16 protein-coding genes are annotated in these 17,916 nt (G+C 34.8%); 9 read left to right on the forward strand and 7 right to left on the reverse strand.

What is annotated here, in order from left to right; all coding sequences use genetic code 11:
- Positions 1-3: 3 nt before the first annotated feature.
- From tamL to SCB73_RS11475, 3 genes are all read left to right on the forward strand, one after another.
- Complete coding sequence (gene tamL / locus SCB73_RS11465) at positions 4-2,298, forward strand: translocation and assembly module lipoprotein TamL (protein WP_320566385.1); 2,295 nt, start codon at positions 4-6, stop codon at positions 2,296-2,298.
- 231 nt (positions 2,299-2,529) lie between these two features.
- The gene (locus SCB73_RS11470; RefSeq protein WP_320566386.1) at positions 2,530-3,159 is read left to right on the forward strand and encodes a DUF4230 domain-containing protein; all 630 of its coding nucleotides are present in this window, start codon (positions 2,530-2,532) and stop codon (positions 3,157-3,159) included.
- A gap of 68 nt (positions 3,160-3,227) precedes the next feature.
- Entirely contained in the window at positions 3,228-3,371 is a 144-nt protein-coding gene (locus SCB73_RS11475) for a hypothetical protein (protein WP_320566387.1), read from the forward strand.
- A 13-nt stretch (positions 3,372-3,384) separates the two neighbouring features.
- Here the strand turns inward: SCB73_RS11475 and SCB73_RS11480 are convergent, their stop codons facing one another.
- The 3 genes from SCB73_RS11480 to SCB73_RS11490 all read right to left on the reverse strand — a co-directional run bounded on the left by SCB73_RS11480 (position 3,385) and on the right by SCB73_RS11490 (position 6,250).
- Positions 3,385-5,160 (reverse strand): aromatic amino acid hydroxylase, encoded by a 1,776-nt coding sequence (locus tag SCB73_RS11480; RefSeq protein ID WP_320566388.1) that lies wholly within the window; start codon positions 5,158-5,160, stop codon positions 3,385-3,387.
- Positions 5,161-5,297: 137 nt separating this feature from the next.
- Positions 5,298-5,741, reverse strand: coding sequence for a hypothetical protein (locus SCB73_RS11485; protein WP_320566389.1), 444 nt, complete (start codon positions 5,739-5,741; stop codon positions 5,298-5,300).
- A 98-nt stretch (positions 5,742-5,839) separates the two neighbouring features.
- Positions 5,840-6,250 carry a group III truncated hemoglobin gene (locus SCB73_RS11490; RefSeq protein WP_320566390.1) on the reverse strand — a complete coding sequence of 137 codons (411 nt, stop codon included), beginning with the start codon at positions 6,248-6,250 and terminating at the stop codon, positions 5,840-5,842.
- 388 nt (positions 6,251-6,638) lie between these two features.
- Here SCB73_RS11490 and SCB73_RS11495 point away from each other — a divergent pair, with 388 nt between their 5' ends.
- A complete protein-coding gene (locus tag SCB73_RS11495) occupies positions 6,639-9,047 on the forward strand; it encodes an RICIN domain-containing protein (RefSeq protein WP_320566391.1) in 2,409 nt (802 codons plus the stop codon).
- Positions 9,048-9,127: 80 nt separating this feature from the next.
- On the opposite strand, the gene ilvA is transcribed toward SCB73_RS11495, so the two are convergent.
- From ilvA to SCB73_RS11515, 4 genes are all read right to left on the reverse strand, one after another.
- A complete protein-coding gene (ilvA, locus tag SCB73_RS11500; protein WP_320566392.1) occupies positions 9,128-10,372 on the reverse strand; it encodes a threonine ammonia-lyase IlvA in 1,245 nt (414 codons plus the stop codon).
- Positions 10,373-10,718: 346 nt separating this feature from the next.
- Positions 10,719-11,264, reverse strand: a complete 546-nt coding sequence (locus SCB73_RS11505; protein WP_320566393.1) for a DUF4136 domain-containing protein — start codon at positions 11,262-11,264, stop codon at positions 10,719-10,721.
- A gap of 122 nt (positions 11,265-11,386) precedes the next feature.
- The gene (locus tag SCB73_RS11510; RefSeq protein WP_320566394.1) at positions 11,387-13,363 is read right to left on the reverse strand and encodes a urocanate hydratase; all 1,977 of its coding nucleotides are present in this window, start codon (positions 13,361-13,363) and stop codon (positions 11,387-11,389) included.
- 500 nt (positions 13,364-13,863) lie between these two features.
- On the reverse strand, positions 13,864-14,049 hold the full coding sequence (locus tag SCB73_RS11515) for a DUF5522 domain-containing protein (protein WP_071636586.1): 186 nt from the start codon (positions 14,047-14,049) through the stop codon (positions 13,864-13,866).
- Positions 14,050-14,163: 114 nt separating this feature from the next.
- Between SCB73_RS11515 and SCB73_RS11520 the strand changes: the two genes are divergently transcribed.
- The 5 genes from SCB73_RS11520 to hemL are packed head-to-tail and all read left to right on the forward strand — an operon-like array spanning position 14,164 to position 17,890.
- A complete protein-coding gene (locus SCB73_RS11520) occupies positions 14,164-14,499 on the forward strand; it encodes a hypothetical protein (RefSeq protein WP_320566395.1) in 336 nt (111 codons plus the stop codon).
- Positions 14,496-15,392 (forward strand): 1-aminocyclopropane-1-carboxylate deaminase/D-cysteine desulfhydrase, encoded by an 897-nt coding sequence (locus SCB73_RS11525; RefSeq protein ID WP_320566396.1) that lies wholly within the window; start codon positions 14,496-14,498, stop codon positions 15,390-15,392. The genes SCB73_RS11520 and SCB73_RS11525 overlap by 4 nt, the downstream gene beginning before the upstream one ends.
- A complete protein-coding gene (locus SCB73_RS11530; RefSeq protein ID WP_320566397.1) occupies positions 15,385-16,284 on the forward strand; it encodes a glucosaminidase domain-containing protein in 900 nt (299 codons plus the stop codon). The genes SCB73_RS11525 and SCB73_RS11530 overlap by 8 nt, the downstream gene beginning before the upstream one ends.
- 27 nt (positions 16,285-16,311) lie before the next feature.
- The gene (locus SCB73_RS11535) at positions 16,312-16,563 is read left to right on the forward strand and encodes a hypothetical protein (protein ID WP_320566398.1); all 252 of its coding nucleotides are present in this window, start codon (positions 16,312-16,314) and stop codon (positions 16,561-16,563) included.
- Positions 16,564-16,603: 40 nt separating this feature from the next.
- Positions 16,604-17,890 (forward strand): glutamate-1-semialdehyde 2,1-aminomutase, encoded by a 1,287-nt coding sequence (gene hemL / locus SCB73_RS11540; protein ID WP_320566399.1) that lies wholly within the window; start codon positions 16,604-16,606, stop codon positions 17,888-17,890.
- Positions 17,891-17,916: the final 26 nt, after the last annotated feature.

Below are 17,916 nucleotides of genomic sequence, written 5' to 3' on the forward strand. Positions count from 1 at the left end.
AAAATGAAAAACAGATATATAAAATATTTTATTACGCTGTCCTTATTTTTTGTTTTTGGATGCAGTAATACTAAATATTTGCCCGAAGGCGATTTGCTTTATACTGGAGCTTCAGTAAAAGTGAAAGATTCGATTATTAAAAAGAAAGATCGAAAAATTTTAGAGAATCAGCTTGAAGATTTGCTTCGCCCAAAACCAAATAAACAGTTTTTGGGTCTCCGCCCGAAATTATGGATTTATAATATTGCCGGTCAGCCTAAAAAAGACAAAGGTTTTCGATATTGGCTTCGCACAAAAGTGGGCGAGGAACCTGTGCTTTTTAGTAAAGTCGATTTAGATTATAATGCTTCTGTTTTAAGAAATTTTACCGAAAACAAAGGGTATTTCAAAACCCGTGTCAGTGCCGATTCTACGGTTCGAAATAAAAGAGTTACGGCTGAATATATTGTTGTTCCTAAAAAACAATATATAATAAAAAGCGTGACTTTCCCAGATGATTCACTGGCAATGTCAAGAATCATTGGAAGATCAAGTCGAAGAAGTTTGCTGAAAGTTGGAAATCCGTATGATTTGGATGTTATAAAAGCCGAAAGAGAACGAATAGACGCAAGACTAAAAGAAAAAGGGTATTATTATTTTAATCCAGATTATATTTTGGCTAAAGTTGATAGTAGTAAAGGCGATCACGAAGTTAAAATAAGATTGGTCATAAAAGATGACGCTCCGCCAAAAGCTTTGACGGCTTATAAAATTGACAAAATTATTGTTTATCCAAATTTCTCCATTTCAAAAGACAGCGTAAAATATAAGCTGGAAGATGTTGTTCAGTACAAAGATTTTACGATTATTGATACCGCAGATACCTTTAAACCAAGAGTTTTTGACCGAACAATCTATTTCAAAAAAGGTGATTTATACAATAGAAAAGACCACAATCTAACTTTAAACCGATTTGTAAATCTGGGTACTTTTAGTTTCGTGAAAAATGAATTCAGAACGTCAGACAGTATAAAAAATGCGTTGGATTCGTATTATTATTTAACGCTTTTGCCAAAGAAATTCATTAGAGTTGAGGTTTTGGGAAAAACAAATTCGGCGAGTTATACCGGTACAGAAATTAATGTAAACTGGAACAATCGAAATTTATTTCGCGGAGCAGAATTGCTGACTGTTTCTGTTTTTGGCGGTGCCGATTTTCAGCTTGCGGGAGTGAATAAAGGCAAGAATATCTATAAATTAGGAACAGAAACGAGTTTGACCTGGCCAAGATTTATAACGCCATTTCATATTGATGGATCAAGCGAATATGTTCCAAGGACAAAAGCGACACTTCGCTATGAGTATCAAAACAGAACGCAATTGTATGCCTTGAATTCTTTTAAAACGTCTTTTGGTTATTTATGGAAAGAAAATGCCAGAAAAGAGCATCAGTTAAACGTATTTGACATTACTTATGTAAGTCCGAATCACGTGACGCAAGAATATCTTGATGATATTGAAGAAGATGCATCGTTAGGAAAAGTAATTGAGAAACAATTAATTTTTGGGACAACTTACACTTATACATACACGAATACAATGCAGAAGCGTAAAAAGAACACGTTTTATTTTAGTGGAGAATTGGATTTGGCCGGAAATGTGACGGGTTTAGTGACAGGAGCAAACGTTAAAGACGGTAATCAGAAAAGTATTTTTGATGTTCCGTTCAGTCAATATGCAAAAGTTAGAGGCGATTTCAGGCATTATTTAAAGTTGGGAAAAGAAAGCGAATTAGCTAGCCGAATCATTGTTGGCGCCGGAATTCCGTATGGAAATTCGAGTGTTTTGCCAACCTCCAAACAGTTTGTAGTTGGAGGAACAAATAGTATTCGAGCTTTTAGAGCAAGATCACTTGGGCCAGGAAGTTATTATAACGCACCAACAACAAATGATTATCTTCCAGATCAATCGGGAGACTTAAAATTGGAATTCAGTACCGAATACCGAGCGAAACTTTTTAGTATTGTAAAAGGCGCAGCTTTTATTGATGCAGGAAATATTTGGCTCGTAAATGCAGATCCGAATAAACCTGGAGCAGAATTTTCTAAAGATTTTATGAAAGAAATTGCAGTTGGAGCCGGCGTCGGACTGCGTTTTGATGTATCCTTTTTTATTCTAAGAACCGATTTGGCTTTTCCATTAAGAAAACCATATTTACCTGAAGGCGAAAGATGGGTAATTAAAGACATCGATTTTGGAAGCGGACCGTGGCGAAAAGAAAACCTGATTTTGAATATTGCTATTGGCTATCCGTTCTAAAGCTTTTTTTGCCACGACTCGAGCGATAGCGAACAGGCGAAGCAATTCACGAATTGCACGAATTTTTTGAAAGCGTAATTTTAATTTTTCGAATTTTTAATTTGTGAAATTGAGTAGTTATATACACAAAGTTGAGATTAGTGGAAATTCGTGTAATTCGTGGCGAAAAAAAAGAAACGTGGCGGAAAAAAAGGAAAAAAGCAGTAAATTGGTCTAAAATATTTTAGAGGAATGCAAAACTTGGTCAAAAGAATTATCGGTATTGGTGTTATTGTTTTTTTAATAATTCTGGCTTTCAAATTCTGCCAATTTAAAAAAGATGATGATAAAGATATTGAGTATAACACCAATTTAATTCAGCAACAGATTCTTAATGTTGGAAAATTGGTTGTCACCGAAGGACATTTTTCAGAAGTTATAACCTATAAAAATCAGCAGAAGTACTTAATGGACATGATTTCTTTTGAGAAGAAAGCACTTGTTGTTGTAAATGCGAATGTGACAGTTGCCTACGATTTGCATAAAATGAAATATGATATCGATGAAAAAAACAAAACAATTACAATTTTAAATATCCCAAAAGAAGAAATTACAATCAATCCTGATATTAAGTTTTATGACATTGAACAAAGTCAAATGAATCAATTTACGGGAGATGATTACAATAAAATCAATAAATCGGTAAAAGCGAATCTGGCAAAAAAAATCGAAACATCTTCATTAAAAACAAACGCCGAAAACCGTTTAATCAGCGAGTTGTCTAAGATTTTGATTATGACAAATTCAATGGGCTGGAAACTGCAATATGAAGGGAAAACTATTGAATCAGAGACCGAGTTGACTCAGGATTTGAAATTATAGTTTTTGAGGTGCAAAGAGGCAAAGGTTCAAAGTTGAATTTTTTTTTGCCACAGATTAAAAGGATTAAAATGATTATTGAATTGCCTCTTGCTTTAGCTGGAGGTACTTATAATGAAAAAGAAAAAGGCTTTAGCCCAAAAAATGAGTTTTGGCTAATAAAGCCTTTTGTGTTGACTTATCTTTTTCCTCCAGCTAAAGAGGAGGCAATTTAAAAAACTTCGATTCTTAGTGCCTTTGTGGCAAATTTGGCAAAGAACTGTCAAAAATCAAATCCAATCCGCCAGAAATTAAATGCGCTACTTCAGGACGTTTTATTTTCAATTGATCCAAATGAACCAATACTTCTTGCAGTAATTGTTTTTCATCAGAATCTTTTAAAAGCTCAGCGATTTCAACTGTCAAAAGCCAATCGTTAGCATGATTGTTTTTAACCTTCTCAAAAACAGATTTTAATTCCGTTTTAGCATCTTTATTATTTCGGATATTTCGAACAGTAGCGTACAAAATTTCTAATTCATCACGCTCTTCAGTATGTTTTGCTTTTATTGTTTTAGTTGAAGGAACAATATTGATCAAATCAAAACTATTCACATCGGCTGGGCCAGAAAATGCAGAAACTACTTTTTTGCCAATTGCCATGTCATAATTGCCCCATTCAGGCTGGAACAAAATCGTTTCACCATGAGTAACCGTACAATTTCTAAAACTGATTAAAATAATTTCTCCATGTAAGTTTCTAGAACCCGTAATAATTTCACCTTCAACAATAATATTGCCTTCAAATTCCAGTTTTATTTTTTCTCCTTCAACAATGCTGTACGCTTGTAAATCTTTCGGACTCATATCTTCAATCGCTAAATTGAAGCCTTTTAATTTCCCAATCGGACTTCCAAATCCGTGAGGATGCGTTAAAGTTCCGTGGCCAACCAATTCTTTTTCACGATAAGCCAAAGCTGTTTTTCCGGTTGTTTGAATATAAACGGGTTTTCCTTCTTCTTCAATTACATTTGTGAAAACGCCAGAAATTTGCAAGCCCGTACTTAATTCAATTGTTCCTAAAGCATTGGACTGAATCAGTTTCTGAATTCCAGATAATCCGCCGGTACGCAAAGCCATTTTATTGGCAAACTCTTCCAAAATCAAACTCAAATAAGAGAAAGTGGGCGTTACATATAATTGAGGTTGTAATTGCGTAATATCAAAATTTTGATTCGCTGCCGAAATATCATAAGGAATTTTCTTCACATTATCTGTCATGCAATGGGCACTTTCTCCAATTGAAGAAAGCAGTCCAGCACCGTAAATTTTTGGATTTTCGACTGTTCCAATTAAACCGTATTCCACTGTCCACCAATGCAAATTACGAATTTGAGCCATTTCAGACAATTCGCCCATATTATTTTGTAAATCGGCAACAGCTTTTTCAGCTTCGTCAATTTTTTCCTGAGGCGTATCTTCGGCTTCTTTCAAAATCGAAAGCAGACGAATCGCTTCATACATTTGGTAATCTTTATGAGAAGAAATCGCTTTGCATCCAATTTCGCCAAAACGTCTCAAATATTCAGCATATTCGGGATTAGCAATAATGGGAGCGTGGCCGGCACCTTCGTGAATAATGTCTGGAGCTGGCGTATATTCAATATGTTCTAATTGTCGGATATCTGAAGCAATAACCAAAACGTTATAAGCTTGGAATTCCATAAAAGCATTTGGCGGAATAAATCCGTCAACAGCAACCGCAGCCCAACCAATTTCAGTCAGGATTCGGTTCATTCCATACATACTCGGAATAGAATCAATCTCGATTCCGGTTTTCTTCAAACCATCTAAATAGGAGTGATGAGCAACTTTTGAAAGGTAATCTACATTTTTACGCATTACATAGCGCCAAACCGCTTGATTGATAGGTGTGTAATCGCTATAATCTTGAGGTTTAATAAATTGCTTTAAATGTTTTGGCAATCGCTCCAATAACGGATTTGTTTCTATAGATGCATTCATTTCGAAAACGTTGTAGATTAGAATGTAAAATTACGAATTTAGACCGCTAATTTTTGCTATTCATCACAAAATTTTTATCCGAAAGTATGTTTTATTGCATTTTTATAGGTTTTTAGAGCTTAGCAAGAAAACGGATTTTAACAGTCATTATTCTCATAATTGACTTTTTCCATTGTTTTTTCAAAGTTTTCCAGCTCTTTTTTGGTCATTGTTGCTTCTTTCAAATCCACTTTTAATTGTTTTTTGGTATCTGGACTGATCCACAACCCTGAAAAAGTATTATTTGTTTTCTTTAAAATCAATACACCGCTAAAGTCATGTTCTACCATGATAAATTCATTTTCAGCTTTTCTGTTTTGAGTAATATTGAGCTGAATCCAGTTTTTGGATTTATTGTAACGGTACATTGAAGTGTACATTAAATCGGCTGTGCATGGATTTTCTTCTGTTTTGATGTATACTGTTATAGGAGTTTTGCCATCAACAGTTCCTTGATATAAATTTGAAGTTGGTGACGTTTGAGCTTGAATGGTATTGAAAAATGAGAAGCAAATTATAAAAAGCAGTATTATTTTTTTCATGCGAAAAACATTTAGTAGGTTTTAGATTCAGTTAAGGGATTTGGCTCAATCAAATTTATTTAAAAAATAATAACCTTATCTACTTTTCAAGTTTACTTTTAAGATTTCTTAATTGAATTTCTCAATTCATTTTCTGCATTTCTGAAATATTCAATTTTATGATTGAACATAAAAGCCATATTTGTGGCACGCATTTTAGCTTCTTCAGTTACTGGGCCTGCAAATTGTGCATCAATTGTAGTGTTGAAAATTTCGATCCAACGATCAAAGTGAGTTTTATCTACAGGCAATTGCTTGTGCGGAGGAAACGGAGTTCCAGAATAGGCTCGGACATCAAATAAAATGGTTTGCCAAAAGCCATACATTTTTTGTAAATGTGGCTCCCATCGATCTTGTAATTTATCATTAAATATTGGGCCAATGAGATCATCTTTTCTGACATTGTCATAAAAGCTGTTCACCATTTGTTTAATATCTTCTAAAGTCGAAATGTCTTTAAGAGCATTCATTGTTTTTCTTTCTAAAATGAATTACAAAAATACGATATAACTTCTTGCTTAATCCATGATATTTGTCATTTAACAAGCGCATTTTTCCATGCTAAAAACAATCTATTTTACTTATAAATCATTCGTTTTTCGAATATTGTAGGGGTAAGGGAGTAAAAAGTAAGATTTTTTGTGTTTTTATTTTATGTAAATATTTGATTATCAGTTTCTTGAATTTTAGTTAGATAAGTTTTTGTTAAGGTAAATTTTACAAATGATGTGTATTTGTAAAGCTTCTGTTATATCGATTTCGTTAAAATTGACATATTTTTGATGCGTTTTTAATAAAAATAATCATAATAAAATGAGAAAACTTTAACTATCAACAAACCTCAAAAACCACAAAAAAATGTACAAAACTACTCAAAAACCTACAAATCGGGTAAAAGCTTTTATGACACAAGTCATTATAATAATGCTTTTATGTATTACTAAAACAAATGCTCAGACGGTTACGCCTTTTATAACATCAGGCGATCAAACAAAATTACTTCAACAGCAGGCAACTGTGAGTTTCGGAACAAACTCAGGAACCAATCCTTCTACCGTTACAGTTAATGCTGGAACAACATATCAAACCATGGACGGCTTTGGTTACACACTTACAGAAGGTAGTGCCGAAGTGATAAGCGGAATGGCAGCAACGCAGCAAAATCAGTTATTGAATGATTTGTATAATCCAACTACAGGCTTAAACGCAAGTGTGATTCGTATTAGTATTGCGGCTTCAGATTTAAGCAGTTCTTCATATAGTTACAATGAAACTTCGGGAGATACTAATATGAATAATTTCAGTTTAAATGGCCCGGATTTGACTTATTTGATTCCAATTATCAAAAAGATTCAGTTGATCAATCCGAATATTAAAATATTGGCAACTCCTTGGACCGCACCACGCTGGATGAAAACCAACGGTTCTTGGGTTGGCGGAAGTTTGCAAACGCAATATTATGCGGCTTACGCCAAATATTTTGTGAAATATCTTCAAGCTATGCAGGCGCAGGGAATCTCGATTTGGGCAATCACGCCTCAAAACGAGCCTGAAAATCCAAACAACGAGCCAAGCATGCTGATGAATTCTACAGAACAAAAGAATTTTATTAATCAGCAACTTGGGCCACAATTGGCTGCTGCGGGATATGGCGGTGTCAAGATTATTGCTTTTGATCACAATTGCGATAATACTGCCTATCCAATTGATGTTTTGAACAACAGCAGTTATGTAGACGGCGCAGCGTTTCATTTGTATTTAGGAAATATCTCTGCAATGTCAACCGTAAAAACACAAACCAATAAAAACGTTTATTTCACAGAACAATACACAGGTTCTGGAGGAAGTTTCAGCGGCGATTTTGGCTGGCACATGCAAAATGTTGTTATTGGTAGTACAAGTAACTGGTCGAAAACAGTTTTAGAATGGAATGCTGCAAATAATTCAAGCATGGGGCCGCATACGCCAGGCGGTTGTAATACCTGTTTAGGAGCGATTACAGTAAATAATAGTACAAGCTATACTAAAAATGTTGCGTACTATATTATTGGCCAAATTTCTAAATATGTGAAACCGGGCGCAGTAAGAATTAGTTCTTCTAGTACAAGCGGAAGCATTTTGTCAGTTGGATTTAAAAACCCTGACGGATCTATTGCTCTGGTACTTTATAATACTTCTGGATCATCAAATACAATAAAAGTAGTTTCAGGATCATCGGCATTTAATTATGCAGTTCCAGGATCATCTGCGGTTACTTTTACTTGGGGAACGGGAGGTTCGGTTGCTGTAACGGGCGTAAGTGTAAGCCCGACTTCGGCAACAATTACAGCAGGGCAAACACAACAATTGACAGCGACAGTTTCGCCAAGCAATGCAACAAATACAGCTGTAAATTGGAGTTCAAGCAATACTTCAGTGGCAACTGTAAATTCAAGCGGATTAGTTACGGGAGTTGCAGCAGGAAGTGCGACAATAACAGTTACAACGGTAGATGGAGCTAAAACGGCAACAAGTGCGATCACAGTAAACGCTTCAAGCACTGGATTTCCAGGATACTACAACATCATTTCGAGAAACAGCAATAAAGGCTTAGATGTTGCAGATAATTCGACAACAAGCGGTGGAAGAATTCAGCAGTATGATGTTACCAGTGGAGGAGGAAGCAACCAAAGATGGAAATTTGTTTCAGATGGAAGCGGCAATTATTACATTATTGTAAAATCGACGGGAATGTATCTTGCTGTTGAAAATAACGGAACTGCAAATGGTCTAAAAGTGCAACAAAGGACTTTTGTTAATTCTAATGAATTTAAATGGACAGTGGCAAGTTTGACTGGTGGTTATTATAAAATTACCAACGTGAATACAGGCAAATCTCTTGATGTTGAAAATGTTTCGACGGCAAACGGAGCTAATATTCAGGTTTGGGATTATACTGGCGGATTAAATCAGCAATGGCAATTTGTTCAAGTGGAATCTACAGCAAAAAAAGCTTTGGCACCTACAGTTTCGGCAGAAGAAGAAAATCCAAATGATATGTTGATTTTTATCAATTCGTCAAATGATTATTTGAAAATTGATACTAACCATACCGGAAGTGCCGATGTTGAAATATTCTCACTTGAAGGACAAAGCGTTTTGAAGAAAAATATGAATTTCGAAGGAAGACAAGCTGAAATCGAAATCTCAAGATTGCCAAAAGGTATTTATGTGGTGCGAGTAAACGATAGTCAAGGCGCTTACTCGAAAAAAGTATTAAAACAATAAATTACAAATCTAGAATTCAATTAGTAATTTTATATTTGATTTTAAAAGGCTGTCTACGGTTAATAGACAGCCTTTTTGTTTTATCCAATCAATTGGGTAAATAAATCTTGATTGTCATTTAAATATTGAAATTCAAACCCATTTTGAGTCATTTTCAATTTAATTGGCATAATATCATTTTTGTTTTTTAATTCTAAACCCACTACAACAGAACCCACTTCACGGCTGTTTTTCTTCGCAAATTGAAAATAAGTAATGTCGTCATCTGGGCCAAGAATATTGTTTACAAATTCTTTTAAAGCTCCTGGACGTTGTGGAAATTGAATCATGAAATAATGCATCAAGCCTTCATAAAGCAAGGAACGTTCTTTTATTTCGGCAGTTCGTTCGATATCATTATTGCTTCCGCTAACGATGCAAACTACATTTTTGTCTTTTATTTTATCTTTATAAAAATCCAAAGCGGCAATGGTCAAAGCGCCGGCTGGTTCAACAACCATTGCTTCTTCATTGTACAATCGCAAAATTGTGGTGCACACTTTTCCTTCAGGAACCAGAATAATATCTTCTAAATTATAACGACAGATTTCAAAAGTTTTATCACCAACTTGTTTTACTGCGGCACCGTCAACAAATTTGTCGATTGTTTTTAAGGCCGTATTTTTATTTTCTTCAATAGAAGTTTTCATCGAAGGCGCGCCTTTTGGCTCAACGCCAATGATTTTGGTATGCGGACTCAAATGTTTAAAAACTTCTGATAATCCAGAAGCAAGTCCGCCGCCACCAATTGGAACAAAAACATAATCAATAGGTTCTTTGAAGCTTTCTAAGATTTCTAAACCAACAGTACCTTGGCCAGCGATTACTTTTTCGTCATCAAAAGGATGAATAAAAGTTTTATGATTTTTGATCGCGTCTGCAGTTGCTGAAGCGTATGCATCATCAAAAGTATCTCCGGTTAAAACAATTTCTACAAACGATTTCCCAAACAATTGAACTTGTTTTACTTTTTGTTTTGGAGTGGTTTTTGGCATATAAATTTTGCCTTGAATCTTTAAAAGATTACAGGAATATGCAACACCTTGCGCATGATTTCCTGCGCTGGCGCAAACAATTCCGTTTGCTTTTTCTTTTTCATTTAACGAAGAAATTTTATTGTAAGCTCCTCTGATTTTGTACGATCGGACGATTTGCAAATCTTCTCTTTTTAGTAAAATAGTCGATTTGAATTCGTCTGAAAGATTCAAATTTTGTGTTAAAGGCGTCGCGGCAACAACATTTTCAAGTTGCTTTTTTGCGTTAAGTACTTCGTTAAATAAACTCATGATGTTGTGTTTTTTGCCACGAATTGCACGAATTAACACTGATTTTTCTTGTCTTTCAGGAAAAAGTAATTCGTGTTAATTCGTGTAATTAGTGGCGACTTTTAATTATGTTTTAAAATAAAAAACCTCCCGTTTTGGGAGGTTCTTATAAATTATATTTTACATATTTATATAACACCTCGCCATTAATGCTGAATTGCAATAATGCTGATAATAGCGATAATAATGTTATTAAAATTTGTCATTTTTTTAGCTGATTGAATAGCAAATGTATTAATTATTTTTGGAAAGTTTGCAACTATTTAAAGTTTTACAAAAGCTGAAAACTACCAATTGCGACTGAAAACTATTTTTTAACAGGCGGATATTGTGCTAAAATTTTGGTTACAAATTCATTAATTCGGGCATCTTTTTTATCTATGCTTTTGTATAATGTACCAATTCCTTGACCTTGCCAGATCATTTCTTTCTTTTTCGCATCGATAAAATCAATGAACAAGGTTCCTTCAGTATATCTTGAAACTGATGTTCCTCCATACATGTACGGACTCCAGCCCCATCCCCAGCCATAACCCCAGCCATAACCATAAGTACCATAAAATTGATTAACATCAACTTGTTCTTTGGCTTTAGTAAAAATATTTATTAGGATATCAGGATTTTCGCTTTTAGTAAAACCTTTAGCTATCATTTGATCATCAATTGCTTTCAAGATTCGTTTTTTATCCAGATCAGAAATTTCAACCTTATCAATTCCGGGCTTGAAATAAGCATAAGTTTTATAAGGCGTAAAATCTACTGTTTTGTCATAATCAGAATAGGCACTTACCGAGTCGCATGACGCTGCAAGTATCAAAAGCAAAAAAATCGGAATTAATTTGAATGTTTTCATATTGTAAGAAATTTAATGTTCTTGTTTTACGCCTGTTAGGCTGAGCAGAGTCAAAGCCTTTCTTACTCATAAGCCGTTGACTCCGCTCAGGATGACATTTTGTTTTATGAGTAACTTTTTATTTAAAGCAGACTTTCGTCAACCATATTAGGCAAAGTTACTTTTAGTAAAGGCTCAACTTGCATGGCTCTTTTTATAGTAAAAATTGCTTCGTCATTTCGGGCCCAGCTTCTTCTTGAAATTCCGTTGTTGACATCCCAAAAAAGCATTGATGCTAAACGTTTCGAAGCTTCTTTAGAACCATCAAGAACCATACCAAATCCGCCATTTATAACCTCTCCCCAGCCAACGCCGCCGCCATTGTGAATTGATACCCAAGTTGCTCCTCTAAAGCTGTCGCCAATCACGTTATGAATCGCCATATCGGCAGTAAAACGTGAGCCGTCATAAATGTTTGAAGTTTCTCGATAAGGAGAATCTGTTCCTGAAACATCATGATGATCACGCCCTAAAACAACAGCGCCAATTTCGCCTTTTGCAATGGCTTGGTTGAATGCTTCGGCAATTTTGATTCGTCCTTCTGCATCTGCGTAAAGAATTCTCGCCTGAGAACCTACTACTAATTTATTTTCCTGAGCACCTTTGATCCATTTGATATTATCCTGCATTTGTTGCTGAATTTCATTTGGAGCTGTTTTTGTCATTTCTTCTAAAATTTGAGAAGCAATAGCGTCTGTTTTTTGCAAATCTTCGGGCTTTCCAGAAGTACAAACCCATCTGAAAGGACCAAAACCATAATCAAAACACATTGGGCCCATAATATCCTGAACATAACTTGGATATCTGAAATCAATTTTATTTTCAGCCATAACATCTGCGCCTGCGCGTGATGCTTCTAACAAAAAGGCATTTCCGTAATCGAAAAAGTAAGTTCCTTTTGCTGTATGTTTGTTGATTGCTTGAGCTTGTTTTCGCAATGATTCCTGAACTTTTTCTTTGAATAAATCTGGATTATTCGCCATCATTTCATTGGCCTCTTCAAAAGAAATTCCAACCGGATAATAACCTCCAGCCCAAGGATTATGAAGCGAAGTCTGATCTGAACCTAAATCAATTTTGATGTTTTCTTGGTCAAAACGCTCCCAAACATCAACTACATTTCCTAAGTAAGCAATAGAAACGGTTTCTTTGTTGGCTTTCGCCAAAGCGACTCTGGCAACTAATTCATCTGTCGAAGTTACGACTTCATTAATCCAGCCTTGTTCGTGGCGGATTTTTGTGATTTTCGGATTTACTTCGGCGCAGACCGTAATACAGCCTGCAATATTTCCAGCTTTTGGCTGAGCGCCAGACATGCCGCCCAATCCAGAAGTTACGAATAAACTTCCTTCCGGATTTTGTTTTATTTTTCTGAAGCCATTCAAAACCGTAATCGTAGTTCCGTGTACAATTCCTTGTGGGCCAATGTACATATAACTTCCGGCAGTCATTTGTCCGTATTGTGAAACCCCTAAAGCATTCATCTTTTCCCAATCGTCCGGTTTTGAATAATTTGGGATCACCATTCCGTTTGTAACTACAACTCTTGGTGCTTCTTTATGTGAAGGAAATAATCCCATCGGATGTCCAGAATACATTGTCAAAGTTTGCTCGTCTGTCATTTCAGACAAATATTGCATCGTTAATAAATATTGTGCCCAGTTTTGAAAAACGGCTCCATTTCCTCCGTAAGTAATCAACTCATGCGGATGTTGTGCCACAGCATAATCCAAATTATTCTGAATCATGTGCATAATCGCTTTTGCCTGTAAAGATTTTCCAGGATATTCGTCAATTGGACGCGCATACATTCTGTAATCCGGACGAAGACGATACATGTAGATTCGTCCGTATTTTTCTAATTCTTCTGAAAATTCAGGAATTAATTCGGCGTGATGTTTTGGATCAAAATAACGCAATGCATTTTTTAAAGCCAGCTTTTTCTCCTCTGCCGAAAGAATTTCTTTTCTCTTTGGAGCGTGATTAATAGCCGGATCGTATTCCTGCTTTGGAGGCAATATATTTGGAATTCCTTGTTGTATTTGTTCTTTGAAAGTCATTTTTTTTTAGAGATGCTAAGTTGCTAAGGTTCTAAGACGCTAAGGTATTTTAGTTAGATTAACAACAGATTAATTTTTTGTTTTTAAAATTATATTGCCCCGCTGGGGCTTAAATGTGACGGTTAAAATGATTTCTATAAATATTTCGCTCCTTTCGGAGCTTGAGCTTTATAAATGTAAGACGTTTAAAAGAGAAGCCTTGGAAAGGCGAAATATTTATAGGAAATAATAAAAACCAATATAAAAGCTCCAGCAGAGCGAAATATTAGCCAATGTAATTGATTTAAATTATCTCATTTTCAAATTGACTCATTGGCATATTGCCACATTTTCTAATTAGAAAAAAACTAGGGATAGCGGATATCCGACCTGTGATAGGATTTGTGGATTTTAATCCTGAATTTTCGTGAATGGATATCCATTTATAATTTTAGATTTTAAATTGTTGATTTTAGATTGTTGAATTATCTAATTGATACATTTTCAAATTGCCACATTATCTAATTCGTTTTCTTTCTTATTTCTCCTGTTCTTTTATCAAATCCGTACGGGCAATGACGACAGCCACTTTTACAGCAATAGCCTCTTTTTAAATGGTGTTTTTCTGTAAAACATTTGTAACCTTCTGGCGTATAGTAAAAATCTTCACCTTCGATTAATTTATTTTCATTACTTTGCTCTTTCATAAATCTGCTTCGGTTCGATTTGGGATAAAATAAAATCAAAAATAAAAATATTTGATTATGATTTTATTGAAATTGAACAATTTTACAGCTACAAATTTATAAATTTTACAACCAATGTTTTTGATTGTTGCTAAATATTTAATTCCGAAAGGATATCGTGGAATGGCTTTATTCCCGTTTATTTTGGTTAAATATGATTTTGATAAAACAAATGCAACATTTGTCAATCATGAAAAAATTCATTTGAGACAACAATTAGAAATGCTGGTTTTGCCTTTTTTTATCTGGTATTTTGCAGAATTTTTGATTCGATTGATTCAATATAAAAATAAAGATCTGGCGTACCGAAATATTAGTTTTGAAAGAGAAGCTTATCAAAATGAAACCAACATCAATTATTTAAAAAACCGATCTTTTTTTCAGTTTTTAAATTATCTAAAATTAAAATGAATCAGCCCATAAATATTCAATTTCCGAATGATATTTCGTTGACAATTAAGCGAGAAGATCGTATTCATCCTTTTGTTTCGGGAAATAAATTCAGAAAACTGAAATACAATTTGCTTCAGGCGAAAGCCGAAAACAAAGATACTTTATTGACTTTTGGTGGCGCATTTTCAAATCATATTGCAGCGGTTGCTTTTGCAGGAAAAGAGCAAGGTTTTAAAACCATTGGAATTATTCGCGGAGATGAATTGTTGGACAAAATTGAAGAAAATCCGACTTTGAAATTTGCTCAGGAAAACGGAATGCAGTTTGAATTTGTTTCTAGAGAAGAGTATCGTTTAAAAAGTGAAAAATCTTTTATTGAAAAGTTGGAAGCTAAATTTGGCGACTTTTATTTGGTTCCGGAAGGCGGTACAAATGAACTCGCTGTAAAAGGCTGCGAAGAAATTTTAACAGATGAAGATTCGGTTTTTGATTATGTTTGCTGTGCAGTTGGAACCGGCGGCACGATTTCTGGATTAATAAATAGCGCATTGCCTAATCAGAAAATTTTAGGTTTTCCGGCCTTAAAAGGTGATTTTCTAAAGGATGAAATTCGTATTTTTGCAAAAAAAGATAACTGGAATTTAATTTCTGACTATCATTTTGGAGGTTATGGCAAGGTAAATTTGGAATTAATTGAATTTATTAATGCTTTTTTTGAAGAAAATAAAGTGCCCTTAGATCCAATTTATACAGGAAAGATGGTTTTTGGCGTTATAGATTTAATCAGCAAAAATTATTTTCCTGCACATTCAAAAATTTTACTCATTCATACTGGCGGATTACAGGGAATTAGCGGAATGAATATAAAGTTGAAGCAGAAAAAATTACCAATACTCAAAATCAATGATTAAAAAAATTGTATTACTTCTCGTAATATTAGCTTTAGCAAGTTGCTCATCGAGCAAGCCTGCCATCGCGACGACTAAAAAAGCGGCGGCAGTTCAAGCCAGGACAGCTTCAGTTAAGAAAAGTCCTTCCGTGAAACCTATTGGAAAAAATTACCCTTCTACAAATAATACAACTGAGGTAATTCAATCGACTTCAAAAACAGTTGTTACCAGCGATTTAGTTAATAATTATATCTTGCAATACAAAGATATTGCAATGGGAAATATGCAAAAATATGGTATTCCTGCCAGTATTATTTTGGCGCAGGGAATATTAGAATCGGGTGCCGGAAAAGGAGATTTGGCTGTCGATGCAAACAATCATTTCGGAATTAAATGTCACAAAGATTGGCTTGGAGAAAGCGTTCGTCATGATGATGATGCAGAACAAGAATGTTTCAGGAAATATAAAGAAGCCTCAGAATCCTATCGTGATCATGCATTGTTTTTAGTTGGAAAAAAGCGATATGAAACCTTGTTTACTTACGAAAAAGACGATTATAAAGCTTGGGCAAAAGGGTTGAGAGCATGCGGTTATGCGACAGATCCTAATTATCCAGATAAATTAATAAGCTATATTGAACGCTACAATTTGCATCAATACGATTGCCAGGTTACAGGGAAAAATTATGTTGCAATTAACAAAACAGCTCCACCAAAAAAGTCATCTTATGACGTGGCTTCTGATCCAAAGATAAATATGAGCTCAAACGATCCAAATTTATACGAAGTTCAAAAAGGTGATACATTGTATTCAATTTCAAAAAAGTTCAATTTATTAGTTGACGATTTGAAGCAAAAAAATAATCTGACTGACAATGCAATTTCGATTGGACAGAAGTTGAAAGTGAAATAATTATCAATTGTTAATTGTGAATTATTAATGAAAAGTAAAATCTCGATTGGAATTTTTATTTTGGCAATAGTTGCAATAATTAGATGTTTTTGTGGAGTCTATCAGCATGATGAATTTGGAGAAATAAACCTTTTCATAAAACATCGGCCAACTTGGAAATGGAGATTTTATTCTCCAATTGGAATGTCAGATAAAAAGATTGAAGAGCTTTCAGAAGAAGAAAAAAGAGAACAAAAATATTTCAATGAGTTTGTTTTGGATCAGGGTTTAAGTCGATAAATTAAATCTGAAATCTAAACTCTAAAATCAAAAATTAAGAATGTTATATAAAAGAAGTAGTCAGCTTTTTGCTGAAGCAGAAAAAGTAATTCCGGGAGGAGTAAATTCACCAGTTAGAGCATTTAAAGCAGTTGGAGGAACTCCGATTTTTGTAAAAAGCGCTAAAGGCGCTTATTTGTATGATGAAGACGGAAACAAATTAATAGATTACATCAACTCTTGGGGACCAATGGTTTTGGGGCATGCTTATCAGCCGGTTGTTGATGCCGTTATTGAAAAAGCAAAACTTGGAACTTCATTTGGAATGCCAACAGAATTGGAGACAGAAATTGCTGCTTTAGCCGTTTCGATGGTTCCAAATATTGATAAAATTCGTTTTGTAAATTCGGGTACAGAAGCTTGTATGAGCGCGATTCGTTTAGCGCGCGGTTTTACAAAAAGAGATAAAATTGTAAAATTTGCAGGTTGCTATCACGGACATTCTGATTCGTTTTTGATTCAGGCAGGAAGTGGAGCGGTAACTTTTGGTTCGCCAAACAGTCCAGGTGTAACGGAAGGGACTGCAAAAGATACTTTATTAGCAAAATACAATGATTTAGAAAATGTGAAAACATTAGTTGAAGCTAATAAAGGCGAAATTGCTGCAATTATTATAGAAGCAGTTGCTGGAAATATGGGCTGTATTCCGCCTCAAAAAGGTTTCCTTGAAGGCTTAAGAGAATTATGTACAGCAAACGGAATCTTATTGATTTTTGATGAGGTAATGACAGGTTTCCGTCTAGCACGCGGAGGAGTTCAGGAATTGTATGGCATTGATGCTGATATTGTGACTTTCGGAAAAGTTATTGGTGGAGGATTGCCAGTTGGAGCTTTTGCTGCGCGCAAAGATATCATGAATTATTTAGCGCCACTAGGGCCGGTTTATCAGGCAGGAACATTATCTGGAAATCCGTTGGCAATGGCGGCTGGATTAGCAATGTTGAAAGCACTTGATTCAGACAGAGAAATTTTTACTCGTTTAGAAGAAAAAACAGCTTATTTAGAAGCAGGAATTGATAGAGTTTTAAAAGCAAATAACGTTGTTTTTACAATCAACAGAGTTGGTTCTATGATTTCGGTTCATTTTGACGCAAATCCAGTTACTGATTTCCAAACAGCTGCAAAAGGCGATAACGAAACATTCAAGAAATTCTTCCACGGATTATTGCAAGAAGGCGTTTACATTGCGCCATCGGCATACGAAACTTGGTTTATTACAGATGCCTTGACATATGAAGATTTAGATTTCACAATCAATGCAATTGATAAAGTTTCAAAAACATTTTAATTTCTGAAAGTAAAATAGTGACTAGT

Source organism: Flavobacterium sp. KACC 22761 (assembly GCF_034058155.1).
Lineage (GTDB): Bacteria > Bacteroidota > Bacteroidia > Flavobacteriales > Flavobacteriaceae > Flavobacterium.

What these genes read in the sequence shown, in the direction of transcription:
- SCB73_RS11535 (WP_320566398.1), top strand. Translation starts at nt 16,312, where the DNA reads ATGAAAAGTAAAATCTCGATTGGAATTTTTATTTTGGCAATAGTTGCA.
- SCB73_RS11485 (WP_320566389.1), bottom strand. Translation starts at nt 5,741, where the DNA reads ATGAAAAAAATAATACTGCTTTTTATAATTTGCTTCTCATTTTTCAAT.
- SCB73_RS11490 (WP_320566390.1), bottom strand. Translation starts at nt 6,250, where the DNA reads ATGAATGCTCTTAAAGACATTTCGACTTTAGAAGATATTAAACAAATG.
- SCB73_RS11525 (WP_320566396.1), top strand. Translation starts at nt 14,496, where the DNA reads ATGAATCAGCCCATAAATATTCAATTTCCGAATGATATTTCGTTGACA.
- SCB73_RS11515 (WP_071636586.1), bottom strand. Translation starts at nt 14,049, where the DNA reads ATGAAAGAGCAAAGTAATGAAAATAAATTAATCGAAGGTGAAGATTTT.
- SCB73_RS11505 (WP_320566393.1), bottom strand. Translation starts at nt 11,264, where the DNA reads ATGAAAACATTCAAATTAATTCCGATTTTTTTGCTTTTGATACTTGCA.
- tamL (WP_320566385.1), top strand. Translation starts at nt 4, where the DNA reads ATGAAAAACAGATATATAAAATATTTTATTACGCTGTCCTTATTTTTT.
- hemL (WP_320566399.1), top strand. Translation starts at nt 16,604, where the DNA reads ATGTTATATAAAAGAAGTAGTCAGCTTTTTGCTGAAGCAGAAAAAGTA.
- SCB73_RS11530 (WP_320566397.1), top strand. Translation starts at nt 15,385, where the DNA reads ATGATTAAAAAAATTGTATTACTTCTCGTAATATTAGCTTTAGCAAGT.
- SCB73_RS11475 (WP_320566387.1), top strand. Translation starts at nt 3,228, where the DNA reads ATGATTATTGAATTGCCTCTTGCTTTAGCTGGAGGTACTTATAATGAA.
- SCB73_RS11480 (WP_320566388.1), bottom strand. Translation starts at nt 5,160, where the DNA reads ATGAATGCATCTATAGAAACAAATCCGTTATTGGAGCGATTGCCAAAA.
- ilvA (WP_320566392.1), bottom strand. Translation starts at nt 10,372, where the DNA reads ATGAGTTTATTTAACGAAGTACTTAACGCAAAAAAGCAACTTGAAAAT.
- SCB73_RS11495 (WP_320566391.1), top strand. Translation starts at nt 6,639, where the DNA reads ATGTACAAAACTACTCAAAAACCTACAAATCGGGTAAAAGCTTTTATG.
- SCB73_RS11510 (WP_320566394.1), bottom strand. Translation starts at nt 13,363, where the DNA reads ATGACTTTCAAAGAACAAATACAACAAGGAATTCCAAATATATTGCCT.
- SCB73_RS11520 (WP_320566395.1), top strand. Translation starts at nt 14,164, where the DNA reads ATGTTTTTGATTGTTGCTAAATATTTAATTCCGAAAGGATATCGTGGA.
- SCB73_RS11470 (WP_320566386.1), top strand. Translation starts at nt 2,530, where the DNA reads ATGCAAAACTTGGTCAAAAGAATTATCGGTATTGGTGTTATTGTTTTT.